13 protein-coding genes and 1 tRNA gene are annotated in these 14,050 nt (G+C 63.6%); 8 read left to right on the forward strand and 6 right to left on the reverse strand.

Going from position 1 to position 14,050, the window contains the following annotated elements; genetic code table 11:
• Window positions 1–81 precede the first annotated feature (81 nt).
• Window positions 82–1,731, forward strand: a complete 1,650-nt coding sequence (gene betA, locus QN222_RS14290; RefSeq protein WP_283963943.1) for a choline dehydrogenase — start codon at window positions 82–84, stop codon at window positions 1,729–1,731.
• 2 nt (window positions 1,732–1,733) lie between these two features.
• On the opposite strand, the gene QN222_RS14295 is transcribed toward betA, so the two are convergent.
• Together QN222_RS14295 and QN222_RS14300 are read right to left on the reverse strand one after the other, a co-directional pair.
• Window positions 1,734–2,210: a DUF6644 family protein gene (locus QN222_RS14295; RefSeq protein WP_283963966.1), complete on the reverse strand. Its 477-nt coding sequence runs from the start codon at window positions 2,208–2,210 to the stop codon at window positions 1,734–1,736.
• Window positions 2,211–2,218: 8 nt separating this feature from the next.
• On the reverse strand, window positions 2,219–2,605 hold the full coding sequence (locus tag QN222_RS14300; protein WP_283963942.1) for a DUF6152 family protein: 387 nt from the start codon (window positions 2,603–2,605) through the stop codon (window positions 2,219–2,221).
• A gap of 288 nt (window positions 2,606–2,893) precedes the next feature.
• Here QN222_RS14300 and QN222_RS14305 point away from each other — a divergent pair, with 288 nt between their 5' ends.
• From QN222_RS14305 to QN222_RS14320, 4 genes are all read left to right on the forward strand, one after another.
• Window positions 2,894–3,649 carry a phosphoadenylyl-sulfate reductase gene (locus QN222_RS14305; protein WP_283963941.1) on the forward strand — a complete coding sequence of 252 codons (756 nt, stop codon included), beginning with the start codon at window positions 2,894–2,896 and terminating at the stop codon, window positions 3,647–3,649.
• Window positions 3,650–3,696: 47 nt separating this feature from the next.
• On the forward strand, window positions 3,697–4,650 hold the full coding sequence (gene cysD, locus QN222_RS14310) for a sulfate adenylyltransferase subunit CysD (protein ID WP_283963940.1): 954 nt from the start codon (window positions 3,697–3,699) through the stop codon (window positions 4,648–4,650).
• Complete coding sequence (cysN, locus tag QN222_RS14315) at window positions 4,650–6,152, forward strand: sulfate adenylyltransferase subunit CysN (protein WP_283963939.1); 1,503 nt, start codon at window positions 4,650–4,652, stop codon at window positions 6,150–6,152. Before cysD ends, cysN begins: the two co-directional genes overlap by 1 nt.
• Before the next feature lie 143 nt (window positions 6,153–6,295).
• Window positions 6,296–6,487 (forward strand): hypothetical protein, encoded by a 192-nt coding sequence (locus QN222_RS14320; RefSeq protein ID WP_283963938.1) that lies wholly within the window; start codon window positions 6,296–6,298, stop codon window positions 6,485–6,487.
• A 16-nt stretch (window positions 6,488–6,503) separates the two neighbouring features.
• Here QN222_RS14320 and QN222_RS14325 read toward each other — a convergent pair whose 3' ends face one another.
• From QN222_RS14325 to QN222_RS14335, 3 genes are all read right to left on the reverse strand, one after another.
• Window positions 6,504–6,647: a hypothetical protein gene (locus QN222_RS14325; protein ID WP_283963937.1), complete on the reverse strand. Its 144-nt coding sequence runs from the start codon at window positions 6,645–6,647 to the stop codon at window positions 6,504–6,506.
• Window positions 6,648–7,134: 487 nt separating this feature from the next.
• Window positions 7,135–7,416: a hypothetical protein gene (locus tag QN222_RS14330; RefSeq protein ID WP_283963936.1), complete on the reverse strand. Its 282-nt coding sequence runs from the start codon at window positions 7,414–7,416 to the stop codon at window positions 7,135–7,137.
• 272 nt (window positions 7,417–7,688) lie between these two features.
• Window positions 7,689–7,765, reverse strand: a tRNA-Pro gene (locus QN222_RS14335).
• A 290-nt stretch (window positions 7,766–8,055) separates the two neighbouring features.
• On the opposite strand from QN222_RS14335, the gene QN222_RS14340 reads away from it, so the two are divergent.
• The 3 genes from QN222_RS14340 to QN222_RS14350 all read left to right on the forward strand — a co-directional run bounded on the left by QN222_RS14340 (window position 8,056) and on the right by QN222_RS14350 (window position 11,004).
• Window positions 8,056–8,469 (forward strand): hypothetical protein, encoded by a 414-nt coding sequence (locus QN222_RS14340; RefSeq protein ID WP_283963935.1) that lies wholly within the window; start codon window positions 8,056–8,058, stop codon window positions 8,467–8,469.
• A 252-nt stretch (window positions 8,470–8,721) separates the two neighbouring features.
• Window positions 8,722–10,341, forward strand: a complete 1,620-nt coding sequence (gene ggt, locus QN222_RS14345) for a gamma-glutamyltransferase (RefSeq protein ID WP_284005480.1) — start codon at window positions 8,722–8,724, stop codon at window positions 10,339–10,341.
• A gap of 471 nt (window positions 10,342–10,812) precedes the next feature.
• Window positions 10,813–11,004, forward strand: a complete 192-nt coding sequence (locus tag QN222_RS14350; protein ID WP_283966004.1) for a hypothetical protein — start codon at window positions 10,813–10,815, stop codon at window positions 11,002–11,004.
• Window positions 11,005–11,390: 386 nt separating this feature from the next.
• Here the strand turns inward: QN222_RS14350 and QN222_RS14355 are convergent, their stop codons facing one another.
• Window positions 11,391–13,838, reverse strand: coding sequence for a hypothetical protein (locus tag QN222_RS14355; RefSeq protein ID WP_284005481.1), 2,448 nt, complete (start codon window positions 13,836–13,838; stop codon window positions 11,391–11,393).
• Window positions 13,839–14,050 lie beyond the last annotated feature (212 nt).

Consider the following 14,050-nt stretch of genomic DNA (forward strand, 5'->3'; position numbering starts at 1 on the left):
TCTCCCCGCAAGCGGGGAGAAGGTGGCGGCAGCCGGATGAGGGGCAGGCCGAGGGCGTCCAGATACAAGAAAGAAACGAGAATGCAGGCAGATTTCGTCATCATCGGTTCCGGTTCGGCTGGCTCGGCGCTGGCCTATCGTCTGTCGGAAGACGGCAAGCATTCTGTCATCGTGCTGGAGTTCGGCGGCTCGGACATCGGCCCGTTCATCCAGATGCCGGCAGCGCTCGCCTGGCCGATGAGCATGAACCGTTACAATTGGGGTTATCTCTCCGAGCCGGAGCAAAACCTCAACAATCGGCGCATTACCGCGCCACGCGGCAAGGTGATCGGCGGCTCCTCCTCGATCAACGGCATGGTCTATGTGCGCGGCCATGCGGAGGACTTCAACCGCTGGGAGGAACTGGGCGCCCAGGGTTGGGCCTACGCCGACGTGCTGCCCTATTTCAAGCGGATGGAACATTCGCATGGCGGCGAAGACGGCTGGCGCGGCGGAGAGGGGCCGCTGCATGTCCAGCGCGGCAGCGTCCGGAACCCGCTCTTCCACGCCTTCATCCAGGCGGGAAAGCAGGCGGGGTTCGAAGTCACCGACGACTATAACGGCTCCAAGCAGGAAGGCTTCGGCCTTATGGAGCAGACGACCTGGCAGGGCCGGCGCTGGTCGGCAGCTTCTGCCTATCTGAAGCCGGCATTGAAGCGTCCGAATGTCGAACTGATCCGCTGCCTCGCCCACAAGGTCGTCATCGAGAACGGCCGCGCGACCGGTGTCGAGATCGAGCGCAATGGCCGGACGGAGGTTGTGAAGGCCAATCGCGAAGTGATCGTGTCCGCCTCTTCCTTCAATTCGCCGAAGCTGTTGATGCTCTCCGGCATCGGCCCTGCGGCCCACCTGAAGGAGATGGGTATCGAGGTCAAGGCCGACCGGCCGGGCGTCGGGCAGAACCTTCAGGATCACATGGAGTTCTACTTCCAGCAGGTGAGCACCAAGCCAGTCTCGCTCTATTCCTGGCTGCCGTGGTTCTGGCAGGGTGTCGCGGGCGCACAATGGCTGCTCTTCAAGCGAGGGCTTGGCGTTTCCAACCAGTTCGAGGCCTGCGCCTTCCTGCGGTCCGCGCCGGGCGTCAAACAACCCGATATCCAGTACCATTTCCTGCCGGTGGCGATCAGCTACGACGGCAAGGCGGCGGCCAACACGCACGGCTTCCAGGTGCATGTCGGCTACAATCTCTCGAAGTCGCGCGGCAGCGTCACCCTTCGCTCCTCCGACCCGAAGGCCGATCCGGTGATCCGCTTCAACTACATGAGCCACCCGGAGGACTGGGAGAAATTCCGCCACTGCGTGCGGCTGACGCGCGAGATCTTCGGCCAGAAGGCTTTCGACCAGTATCGCGGACCGGAAATCCAGCCGGGCGACAAGGTCCAGACGGACGACGAGATCGACGCATTCCTGCGCGAGCATCTCGAAAGCGCCTACCACCCCTGCGGCACCTGCAGGATGGGCGCCAAGGACGATCCGATGGCGGTGGTCGATCCGGAAACGCGGGTGATCGGCGTCGATGGCTTGCGCGTCGCAGATTCCTCGATCTTCCCGCATGTCACCTACGGCAACCTCAACGGCCCCTCGATCATGACCGGCGAGAAGGCGGCCGACCACATCCTCGGCAAGCAGCCGCTCGCCCGCTCCAACCAGGAACCCTGGATCAATCCGCGCTGGGCGTTGAGCGACCGGTAGATCTACTCCGAAAGGAAACCGATCCAGCGACCGGCAAGTACCGCTCCTGTCCAGACAGCCATCGAAAGAAACGCGGAAAGGCGGACTCTCCAGGAAAGCGGTCCCCCTTTGACGGCAGCGCGCCATTGCGGCGTCAGATGCAGCAAAACCGCATTGACGATACCGAGCGCGAGCAAAGTGATCTTTGTCAGGAAGGCAGCGTTGCCGGCATATTCAAGCGGCCGGACGCTGAAAAGGCAGAAGCCGGTGGCGATCGCCAGCCCGATGCCGACTGCCGCGGCGCGCGAGAGATACGGCCCGATCACCTCGATAGGCACCTTGCCGAAGAATCCGATCAGGCGCAGGTCGAGCGGCAGGATCGCGCCGACGATTATCCCGATCGACAGGATATGGGCGGCGTTCACGAACAGGTAGAGGAGCGCGGAGCGTCGTATCGCCACCGCGAAGGTGAGGGTGCCGATCCACTCCAGCGCCTCCATCCCGTTCGTCAATTCGTCTTTATCCGTTCCGGATAGAGGTCATAGGCCTTCCCGGCGACAGTGATACGAACGGCCTTCATCCTCTTTTCATTCCGATCGAGCGAGCGGTTGCCGAGGGCCAACACTGGATCGCCGACCTTTGCCACGCCCTCGACAAAGCCCGAGCGCTCGGTCTGGCGCGGGTTGGCAAGTTCGACCCGCCAGAGGCCGTCATTCTCCGTCTCTACGTCAAGCGTCGGATGCGGCGGGGCCATGGAAATCTCCCGGATCGTCCCGGAAAGCTCGATCTGATCGGCCTCCGCCCAGGACCAGCCGTGGTGTGCGTAGGCGCCCGTCACAAGCAGAAGCCCGAGAGCACCCCCCACGATCATGCGAGCAGGTAAGGACCTGGCCATCTCTTGTCTCCTTTCATTGGATCGCGAGATCAGCCTGAACCTGGAGCACGCTGAACGAAAGGACAGGGCATTCACCTATTCTTGAATGGCGAGCACGGGGCCCATGTCGCCCAGCGGAACGTATCATGCGCCCTCCCGCAAGAATAATCTACCAAATTACTAGGTTTTCTTAGAACTTTAGGGATCAGAGAGATATTTGCTCTGATCCTTGAGCAATAGAAATCCGTTTTTCTGTCCTTTGTCACAAACGGCTGCGATATTCCGTCCAAACTGCAACAGGATGTAGCCATGACCACGCAGCCCCTCGAAGCCGAAGCGGTAGCCCTCAGCGAAGCGCTCGAAGGCCTCGATCTTGCCGGACGCCTGGCGCTTATCGCCGGTCTTGAAGGCAGGGCCGTTTTCACGACGTCTCTCGGTATCGAGGATCAGGTCATCACGGCCGCGATCGGCACCAACCGCCTCGACATCGATGTTGCCACGCTGAAAACCGGCCGCCTCTTCAACGAGACTGTCGCGCTTATCGACAAGACCGAGGAAACCTACGGGATCCTCATCAAGCGTTTCTACCCAGAGAAGGCTGACATCGACGCCTATGTGGCGCAGTACGGCGTGAACGGTTTCTATGAAAGCGTGGAGGCCAGGCATGCCTGTTGCGGCGTGCGTAAGCTGAAGCCGCTTGCGCGTGCGCTCGAGGGGGCAAGCTACTGGATCACCGGCCTTCGCCGCGGTCAGTCGGGCAATCGCGCCGCTACCCCGTTTGCCGAAGCCGACATCGAACGCGGGCTCATCAAGATCAATCCGCTCGCGGATTGGGATATCGAGACGATCCGCGCCTATGTCGCCGCACAAGCCATTCCGGTCAACCCGCTGCACGCCCGCGGTTATCCCTCGATCGGCTGCGAGCCCTGCACCCGCGCGATAAAGCCCGGCGAGCCGGAGCGCGCCGGACGCTGGTGGTGGGAGAACGACGAGAAACGCGAATGCGGCCTGCACGTGCCGGAAGCGGCCTCCTCGATAATCCCCAACGCCAGCAATGCCGCCTGAGGCCGGCCGGCGTATCAAGCGACAAGTATCCTCCCCCGGAGTTCGAAATGTCCCATAACCATCCGGAAACGGAACTGCATAATCCGCAGAGCACGAAGCCGCCGCTCGATCCGCATCTGAAGGCGCTCGAAAACGAAGCGATCCACATTTTCCGTGAGGTTGCCGCCGAGTTCGAGCGCCCGGTGATGCTCTATTCGATCGGCAAGGATTCGTCCGTGCTCTTGCATCTGGCGCGCAAGGCCTTTTATCCCGGCCGCGTCCCCTTCCCGCTGCTTCATGTCGACACCGGCTGGAAGTTCCAGGAAATGATCGCGTTTCGCGACGAGATGGTCGAGAAATACGATCTCGACCTGGTCGTCCACACCAACCCGCGCGGGGCGGCAGAAAGCGTGACCCCGTTCTCGCACGGCTCGGCGCTTTATACCGACATCATGAAGACCGAAGCACTGCGCCAGGCGCTTGATGCCGGCCAGTACGATGCCGCCTTCGGCGGGGCGCGCCGCGACGAGGAAGCAAGCCGCGCCAAGGAGCGCATCTATTCGTTCCGCACACCGGACCATCGCTGGGATCCGCGCAACCAGCGCCCCGAGCTCTGGAACCTCTATAACGGCATGATCCGCAAGGGCGAGAGCGTACGCGCCTTCCCGCTCTCCAACTGGACCGAGGTCGATATCTGGCGCTACATCCAGGCGGAAGAGATCCCGATCGTGCCGCTCTACTTCGCCAAGAAGCGCCCGATCGTCGAGCGCGACGGCATGATGATCCTTGCCGAAGATCCGCGCCTCGAACTTCTTCCGGACGAGGTGAAGCGCGAGGAAGTGATCCGCTTCCGCACGCTCGGCTGCTTCCCACTCACCGGAGCAATCCGCTCCGGCGCCGCGACGCTCGACGACATCATTTCCGAACTTGAAACCGCGACCGTCTCCGAACGGCAGGGACGCGCCATCGACCGGGACCAGTCCGGCTCGATGGAAAAGAAAAAACGCGAGGGATATTTCTGATGACCGCACCCGCAATCGCGAACGCCGCCCTGGACGACGCAACCGCCGTGGCAGCCTATCCGGCGCAGGAGCCGGTGCGCGCCACCCGCGATTCCCGCCCGCTGCGACTCATCACCTGCGGCAGCGTCGACGACGGCAAATCGACGCTGATCGGCCGGCTGCTGTGGGACACCAAGGCGGTCAAGGAAGACCAGGCCGCGACCCTTCAGCGCGATTCCAACGGCAAGCAGAACGATCTCGGCCTGCCCGATTTCGCCCTGCTTCTGGACGGGCTGCAGGCCGAGCGCGAACAGGGCATCACAATCGATGTCGCCTATCGCTACTTCTCGACCGACAAGCGCTCCTTCATCGTTGCCGACACACCCGGTCACGAGCAATACACGCGCAACATGGCGACCGGCGCCTCCACCGCCGATCTCGCCGTGCTCCTGGTCGATGCGCGCGTCGGCCTTCTCGAGCAGACCCGCCGCCATGCGACGATCGCAACGCTGATGGGCATCCGCCAGTTCGTGCTCGCCGTCAACAAGGTGGACCTCACCAACTACGACCGCGCCCGCTTCGAGCAGATCTCGCATGAGTTCAAGGAACTCGCCTTGTCGCTCGGCGTGCGGCAGGTCACGGCGATCCCGGTTTCGGCGCTCAAGGGCGAGAACGTCGTCTATGACGGCCGTGCCTCGATGCCCTGGTACGATGGCCCGACGCTGATCGAGGTTCTTGAACTCGCGACAACCCGCTCTGCGCAGACCGTCGGTTTCCGCCTGCCCGTACAGCGCGTCTCGCGCCCAGGCGAGAGCTTCCGCGGCTACCAGGGTACAGTTGCAGGCGGCTCGGTGAAGCCCGGCGATTCCGTCGTGATCCTGCCGTCCGGCATGGTCGCCAACGTCACCAAGATTGTCACCTTCGACCTCGTGCGCAATGCCGCCGTTGCCGGCGACGCGATCACGCTGGTGCTCGACCGCCAGGTGGACGTTTCGCGCGGCGACATGATCGCGGCTATCGACAGCCAGCCGATGACGGGGCTTGCCTTCGACGCGCAGCTCGTTGCCCTTCAGCCGGAGGGTATCCAGCCCGGCAAGCGCTATTGGCTGAAATCCGGCAGCCGCCGTCAGCGCGTGCAGGTTCAGCCCGCAAGCCAGCTCGATCTCAAGACCGGCAAGTGGAACCATGCGGACGAGCTGCCGATGAACGGCATCGGCAAGGTTCATCTCGTTTTCGACGAACAGGCGATCTTCGACGCTTACGAACAGAACCGCACCACCGGTGCCTTCATCTTGATCGATCCGGACACCAACAACACGGTTGCCGGCGGCATGATCACCGCCAAGCGCGCCGCCCTTGGCGGCATCCACGCTGAAGAAAGCCGGGTGATCCTGTCCTTGCCTGCCGATCTCGCCGATCAACTGATGGCAACGGAACTCTTCGCGGGCCGGCGCGAGGACGTGGAGGTCCGTCGCATCACTGCAGGCAAGGCGGCAGAAATCATCGACACGATCGACGGCTGACGAGACAACTTATCGAAGTCGAAAAAGGGGCCGCCTGGCCCCTTTTTTATTGGTCTCGCGGTCCTCGGAGATTGCTGGCTTCCGCTCTTCCAAATCGTATCCACCGCCCTAACTTTCGCCCAGGCTCGCAGGGAGGCGTAGCTATGGCTGGCAGCAACATGAACGAAACGCCCGACGGTGGCTTGGACGGCCGCACCATGACGATCGAAGTATTTGCGCGCAAATACCGCCTGGACGAGGAGGAGGCCAATCGACTGGAAGACGAATTCGGCGCGGCTGCACCCGAACTCGTCCTGCTGAGGGCTGCACGCCGCAACGGACTTCCCGAGGAGTGAGGACCATCGCGGATCGTCAAGCGCTCCGCTCGATCGGGGCCACCTGCATCGTCAGCGGCGGCTGGTCGCCGTTGCGCCAAAGCTGATAGCCGATGACACTGCCCAAAATGGCGGACCAGATAACGATTTCGCGCAGTGTGAAAATTGGTTCCTTCAACATCGCGACCTCACGGGAGTGCGTTTGCTGAGGGCATAGTGGCGCCGATCGTTCACCCTGAATAGATAACATTTGGTTTACGGTCTATTTCACAGTGAACAACAAAGGCGCCTGCTCATGTCGGCTCAGGCGGCGCGAGCCGAAGCGGTCGAACCCACGTGGGACTTTGGGATCGAAGCCAGGACACGATTCCATCTCGGGTCCGCCCTAAGAAATTAGGGTTTTAAACTCGACCCCCTATTCGTAAGTTGCCGTGTCGATCATGACGATCGATAGGACTGTTTCACCGTTTCCGAACGCCGTGGGACAGTCCGCCCGAACTGCGCGAGCACCATCATCGGAATACCCGACCGCCACCTCCCGAACAGAGGCAAAACTTAAGTCTTCCGGAAAAGCGGCCTTCCTCAGTTCTCATCTGTCCAACCAAAGCGGTCCGCAAGCGATCGCTACAGCTTGCGAACAGCCTCATCGTGCTCTGTAGCGGCACCGGTCATGGGACGCGGATCATCACGTTGGCGTGCAGGTTCGCGGCAGTCGTTGCAGTGGCCGGCGTCTGGGTTTCTTCCCCTGTGAAGGGGCTTCCTTGACCGGGTGCCAAGGTGCCGCTGTGGCCAGCCTTGTTCGTCGTAAAAGCGTGAGTGTTGGACGACGCCGTGCTGCCTGACCGCAAACCATTTTGCTGCGCCTGAAAGAGATGATCGTCCGCTTGTGCAACGACCCCGGAAAACATCAGCAGGACGGTCGCTGTGGGAATTGAAATGAGCATCTTCATGACATTACCTCCATCGTTCAGTTCCCCGACATTCGACACGGCAGTAGTCGCCGATATTCCGCGACGCGCCTTCACGGCTTTGTGAGGCCACTCGGTCAATGGTGGAAAAGGGCGCAGCAAGCGGCCTGATGGAAGCTTGGAAAAAGTTTGAGCGAAGGTTTGTTCGCTGACGCCGCGGCAATGGCGCGAGCATCCGGGCGGTCGTGGGCAACCAAGCAAGAAAACCGTGCCCAGAAGAGCCGGCGACCGATTTGCTAAGGTATTGATTTGGCTGGTCGGAGTGGCGTGATTCGAACACGCGACCCCCACGTCCCGAACGTGGTGCGCTACCAGACTGCGCTACACTCCGTGACCAGCGGCGCCTCTATAGAACAGCATTTTCGATTTCACAAGCGCCCATTGCAAAAAAGAATGCCGCCTGACGCAAAAATTTCGAGCAGTGGAAAACCTGGGGCGTACCTCGCACCGAGCAGCAATAGGGCGTTTCTGCAACGCTTCATATTTTCCTCAAAACGGGCAGCCATGGCGGATTTTCTTTCACGCGCTTTGGCGCTAGAGGCTCAGCGGAAAGCTAGGAAATCCGGGGGATACGGGTTTCCGCGCCGCAAATTTCAGAACGAGACTCAAAGGGACAAAAACATGAACTTCCGCATGATGACGGTCGCCGGCCTTGTGCTGGCGCTTGCCGGCTGCACGACGACTTCTGGGGTGGCGAGAAACGCGGTCGAGACGCAGTGGCTCGGCAAACCCGCCGGTATCTTCTTCGCTCAGTTCGGTCCTCCGATCGCCGACGTCGAAACGGGCGACGATACCGTCTACAGCTGGAAGGGCGGCTACAAGACCCGCAAAGTCCCGGCCGAGTATGAAAAGACCGCCGACGGCAAACGCGGCAAGCGCATCGCCGCCGCCCGCACGGAATACTTGAGCTGCTCGGTACAGCTCACCGTCTCGTCCGACTACGTCATCCGCGCCGTCCGCCTCGTCGGCGACCGCAAACGCGCCAGCGGCCCGAGCTGGTGCGAGGAGTTTCTCGGCGGCGCCAAGGCGGAGTAAGGTTCACCTTCTGCAACGACTCGACGAACCGTCGGCGAAAGCCGGCGGTTTTTTTGCGACCCGCGGCCGCGGGCGTTGGTCTCGAACGGCACGGTCCAGTGTACGATGGAACTGCTCGTCGTCGCTGCGATCACCCCGCCCATGGCCTCGATCGTGACACCTGCCTTTGCCGCATGATTCAGCCTTTCCATCGGACCGGCGTGGGCATAGGCTCCAAGTCCCGTGTTTTCCCCGAGACTCCCGGAGCTCCCCATGCGTGACCTGCACCTGCCCGGCCGTTCCGTCGTCATGGGCCGGCATGGCGCCGCCGCCACCTCGCACTTTCTTTCGACGCTCGCCGCGATCGAGATCCTGCGCCGCGGCGGCAACGCCGCCGACGCCGCGATTGCCGCCTGCGCCGTGCAATGCGTGGTCGAGCCGGGCTCGACCGGCATCGGCGGCGACAATTTCGTGCTCTTCGCCCCCGCCCGCAGCAATCCGACGGGCAGCACCAAGGGCGGTAGGGTCTATGGCCTGAACGGCTCGGGCCGCGCGCCCAAAGGCCTCACCCTCGAACATCTTTTGAAGCAGGGACTGAAAGAGATCGCGCTGACCTCGGTGCATGCCGTCACCATCCCCGGCGCCGTCGATTCCTGGAGCAAGCTGAACCAGCGCTTCGGCTCCATGCCGCTCGCCGAGTTGCTGCAACCCGCGATCCGCCATGCCGAGGAAGGCTTTGTGGTGACCGAGCGGGTCGCCACCGATTGGCGCCGCAACGAAGGCAAGCTGAATGCTGACGCCAACAGCGCGCGCATGTGGTTGAAGGAGGGCGGCCGCGCCCCGAAGGCCGGCGAGGTCTTCCACCAGCCCGAGCATGCGAAAGTGCTCCGCGAGATCGCCACCAAAGGCCGCGACGGCTTTTACACCGGCTGGGTCGCCGAGGACATCGTTGCCTACTTGCGTAGCCTGGGCGGCATGCATGCGATGGAGGATTTCGCCACGCAAGAGGCCTTCTGGGTTGAGCCGATTTCGACCACCTACCGCGGCATCGAACTCCTCGAGATCCCGCCGAGCGGCGTCGGCATCACGACATTGCTGATGCTCAACATCCTGAGCGGCTTCGACCTCAGCAAATACGACCCGGTCGGCGTCGAGCGTTTCCATGTCGAAGCAGAGGCCACGAGGCTGGCATTCGAGGCGCGCGACAAATATGTTGCCGACCCCGCCTTCGCCGACGTGCCGGTGCCGAAGCTGCTCTCGGCCGCCTTTGCCGACGAGCTGCGCAGCCGCATCGACATGAAGAAGGCCATGCCGGCGGCGGGCACGACCGACAGCACCAGCACTTATCGCGATACGGTTTATATCAGCGTGGTTGACGAGGAGGGCAGTGCCTGCTCCTTCATCAACTCGCTGTTCTGGTCCTATGGCACCGGCCTCAGCAGCCCGAAGACCGGCGTGCTTCTGCAGAACCGCGGCACCGGCTTCAGCGTCGATCCCGCGCATCCGAATTGCGTCGGGCCGTGGAAGCGCCCGCTGCACACAATCATCCCGGCAATGGCCATGAAGGACGGCAGGCCCTGGCTCTCATTCGGCGTGATGGGCGGCGGCTTCCAACCGGTCGGCCAAAGCCATCTGCTGACCAATGTCCTCGATTTCGGCATGAATGTTCAGGAGGCCATCGACTGCGCCCGCGGCTTTCACCAGATGGGCCGCTTCGAGGCTGAACGCGGCATCCGCGAGGACGTGCTCCATGGCCTCGCGGCGCTCGGCCACGAGATCAAGGTGGCCGAGATGCCCCATGGCGGCGGCCAGGCGATCATGATCGATGCCGCGAACGGCGTGCTGCAGGCCGGCTCGGACCCGCGCAAAGACGGCTGCGCACTGGCTTATTGAAGCAATCCTTCAGCGCCGTTCGACGTTCCGCCTCCACTCGCCACCGGCGGCAGTCATCTGGACGGTCGAACGGCCTAAATCACCGAGATGACCCTGCCGGCCGAGTCGAGGCGACATGTGATCAGGGCCCGACGGACCTGGATGCCACCTTGCCTTGCATAGTCTATGCGCACCGCGAGCGGGGCCACGAGCGCGCCGCGGCGATCCCGCTGCAGAGGACCGGCACTTATCGCGCCCACCCGCACGGCGCCAAGGGGCGACGCAGCCGACGCGATCGCCTGACTGCAGGCGCGAACCACCGCGCGTGGTATGGCGGCGCGTGGTATGACCGGGATTGCCCCAGTTCGAGTCGGGTCCAGTGAAGGGTAGCCCGGTTCGCCTCGCTCGTTTCCAAACCGCCCCAATCTAAATGGCCACAGAATTCGAGGCAGCGCGGCGCGCGGTCGTGCGCTGCCTGCGGGGGGACTGCCGTTGATCGCGGTGGGAGTGCCGATGGCCGCGCTGGGCGTGCCGGTGACCGGACCGGGGGCGCCGGTGACACTCCCGCTGACGTTGCCACTGACGCTCCCACCGACGGCGCTCCCTAGCGGCCCGGTGACTGCGGTCGGACCACCTGAAACCGTCCCCGAAACGGTCCCCGCTCCCCCACCTCCCGACGACTGACCCGACGCAGGTGCTGTGACCGACCCCCCTGAAGTCGCCGCGGGAGGTGTGCCCGCTCTTCCACCGTGCGATGACCCGGCTTTCAAACCGGCGCCCCCCCATTTGCCGCCGCCACCCTTACCGCCTTTGCCGCTGACACCACCCGTTGAGCCTCCCGCCTTGGCTCCGCCTCCCTGGCCGCCGCTGGTGCTAATACCTACTGAAACGCCACTGTTGCCGACCCCTACGCTGACACCGGCTCCGCTACCACCAACCCTGACGCCGGCGCCAAGGGCCGAGGCAGGGCCGATCGCCACTGTGACCAACAACATGACCGCTAGATTCGCGCGCATCGCCGTGTTCCTCATCTCCGGGCAGATCAGCCCCGAATTTGCCCCCCACCTCCGTTACCAGAGCCCGCTCACTGGCAACCGCTCGGGCAGCAGCGCGTCGGGGAGCGCAATCGTCGCCGGTCGAACGACTCGCGTTGTCTTGCGGACCTGCACCTTGCGGATCTTCCGCGATCCCGGATCACGGGCCGCTTGGACACCAGTCGGCGCAGCGGCCTTCGGACGCTCGCGTGTACGATTACCGGCGCGCGCCTTCGGTTGCTCGATATCCTGCACGCGGCGCTCAGCCCGGGCTTTGACGATATCCCGCTCCTTACGCGTCGCCAGATCGCGGCCATTGGCGCGCTCGCGCTCGGCCAATGCCGTACGCTGCGCCGCCAGGACCCGGGTCAATTCCGCCGTTGCCGCGTCGCGTTCCCGGCGAACAGCGTCAAGATCACGAGCGAGCGATCTTCCCTTCTCGAACTCCAATGCGAGCGCTTCGCCTGCCCGGCCTGCCGTCGCCTCGGCAAGCTTTCGAGCCTCAACCGCGGCAGCCTCCTCAGCCGCCGCGAGACTGGCGCGCGCCTCGAGGGCTGCTAGCGACTGGCGGGCTGCAGCTAGATCGCGTTCGTAGGCTCCAAGCCTAAGCCGCTCCTCATCGAGGGCTCGTTTCGCATCGGCGAGAGCCACTTCCCCAGCTTGCCGCGCTTTCAGCGCGGCGGCCTCTGATTGGATCGCTCCAGCAGCTTTGGCCTTCAGATCTTCCATCTCGCGCCGCGCCGCCGCCAGGTCACGACCATTGCCGCGCTCGCGCTCGTCCAACGCTGTGCGCTGCGCCACTAAGACCTTAGTCAACTCCTCCTTCGCCGCGTCGCGTTCCCGGCGAACAGCGTCTAGGTCGCGCGCGAGCGATCTTCCCTTCTCGGACTCCAATGCGAGCGCTTCGCCCGCGCGGCTTGCCGTCGCCTCGGCAAGCTTTCGAGCCTCCACAGCAGCAGCCTGCTCAGCCGCGGCGAGATTGGCACGGGCCTCGAGCGCCGTTAGCGATTGGCGTGCTGCCGCGAGATCGCGTTCGTGGACTCCGAGCTTATGCCGCTCCTCATCGAGGGCTCGTTTCGCATCGGCGAGAGCCACCTCCCCGGCTTGCCGCGCGGCGGCCTCTGATTGGATCGCTCCCGCAGCTTTGGTCTTCAGATCCTCGATCTCGCGCCGCGCCGCCGCCAACTCGTGGCCATTGCCGCGCTCGCGCTCGTCCAACACCGCGCGCTGGGCCGCCAGGACCCGGGTCAATTCCTCTTTTGCCGCGTCGCGTTCCCGGCGAGCAGCGTCGAGGTCGCGCGCGAGCGAGCTTCCCCTCTCGGACTCCAAGGAGAGTGCCTCGCCTGCCCGACCTGCCGTCGCCTCGGCAAGCTTTCGAGCCTCAACTGCGGCGGCCTGTTCAGTCGTGGCGAGATTGGCACGGGCCTCGAGCGCTGTTAGCGATTGGCGCGCTGCCGCGAGATCGCGTTCGTGGACTCCAAGCTTATTCCGCTCCTCATCAAGGGCTTGTTTCGCATCGGCGAGAGCCACCTCCCCGGCTTGCCGCGCTCTCAACGCGGCGGCCTTCGATCGGATCGCTCCACCGGCTTTGACCCTCAAATCTTCGATCTCGCGCCGCGCCGTCGTCAGACCGCGAGCGAGTTCTTCGGCCCTCTGGCGCTGCTGTTCCAGGGCCCGCTCTTGTTCATCCGCCGTATCCGCAAGTCTGCGCGCCTGCTCGGCAGCGTCGTCGCCGGCCTGCCGCATCGCATCAAGATCCCGTCTGGCCGCGGCCAGATCCCGGCGGAGAACTCCCTCTCGCGCACCACCGGCCGTTTGCGCACCGCTCCTGATTGCGTCGACGTCTTTGCGCGCCGCGAGCAGCTTTTGCTCCAGCGCGGCGCTCCTGGCGCGTTCGCGCGCGGCTTTCTCATTAGCCTCGTTGACGACTTCGTCCGCAACTTCCTTCGCTTGTACCGTGGTATCCGCTGCCTGATCGAGTTGAGCGCTCATGGCCTTGAGGTCGGCCCACGCAGCACTGAGCTCCTGCGTCAGGGTGGCGCCCAGCTGACGCTCCGTCTGCGTTTCTCGGCGAGCCGCTTCGAGCTCCCTGCGCGTGGCCGCCAGGTCGTGACGCAAGGCTTCGACCCTTGCCCGTTCTCGCTTCAAAGCGGACAGCAACTCCGGCGCCGACGGCACTGCCACCGGCGATTGCGCCAGCGGCGAGCGCCCTTCGGCATGGGTGGCCGATGGCTGCCCTGCCGGCGCCGGAGTTGGTCGTTGGGCAAACATGACCGCACCTTCCCGGCTGCCGCCTCCGGCATCCGACGCCGTTTGACTTACTGCCGGAGATCCGAGCAGCAGAACAAGGTAGAAGGGAGTGAAGAAGTGGGCGACACCGACCGCCCTCTGCCGCATGCGACGCCACGGTACTGCCGTGGCTAGACAGTCTCTGGAGGGAGATGCAGGCTTGCCGCAGGTCGGCTCGGATCGCTTGATATCCATGACTGATCCTCCGGCTTGGCGCGACTGGCACAAAAGTCATGGCGCACAGCGCTGGTGATCCCTCAAGGGTACCGTTCAGTGTAGCACAGCCAGTTCGTGGCGATGCCCTTCCAATAGGGTTAGGTATCCGCCAAACGGCTTAATCCGTCCTCATTACCTGAAGGTCTTGAGCCGACGTCGTAGTCGAGAGTCCGCAAGGGCCTGAGCACATC

The sequence above is a fragment of the Sinorhizobium sp. 6-70 genome (genome assembly GCF_030124375.1).
In the GTDB taxonomy this organism is placed as follows: domain Bacteria; phylum Pseudomonadota; class Alphaproteobacteria; order Rhizobiales; family Rhizobiaceae; genus Sinorhizobium.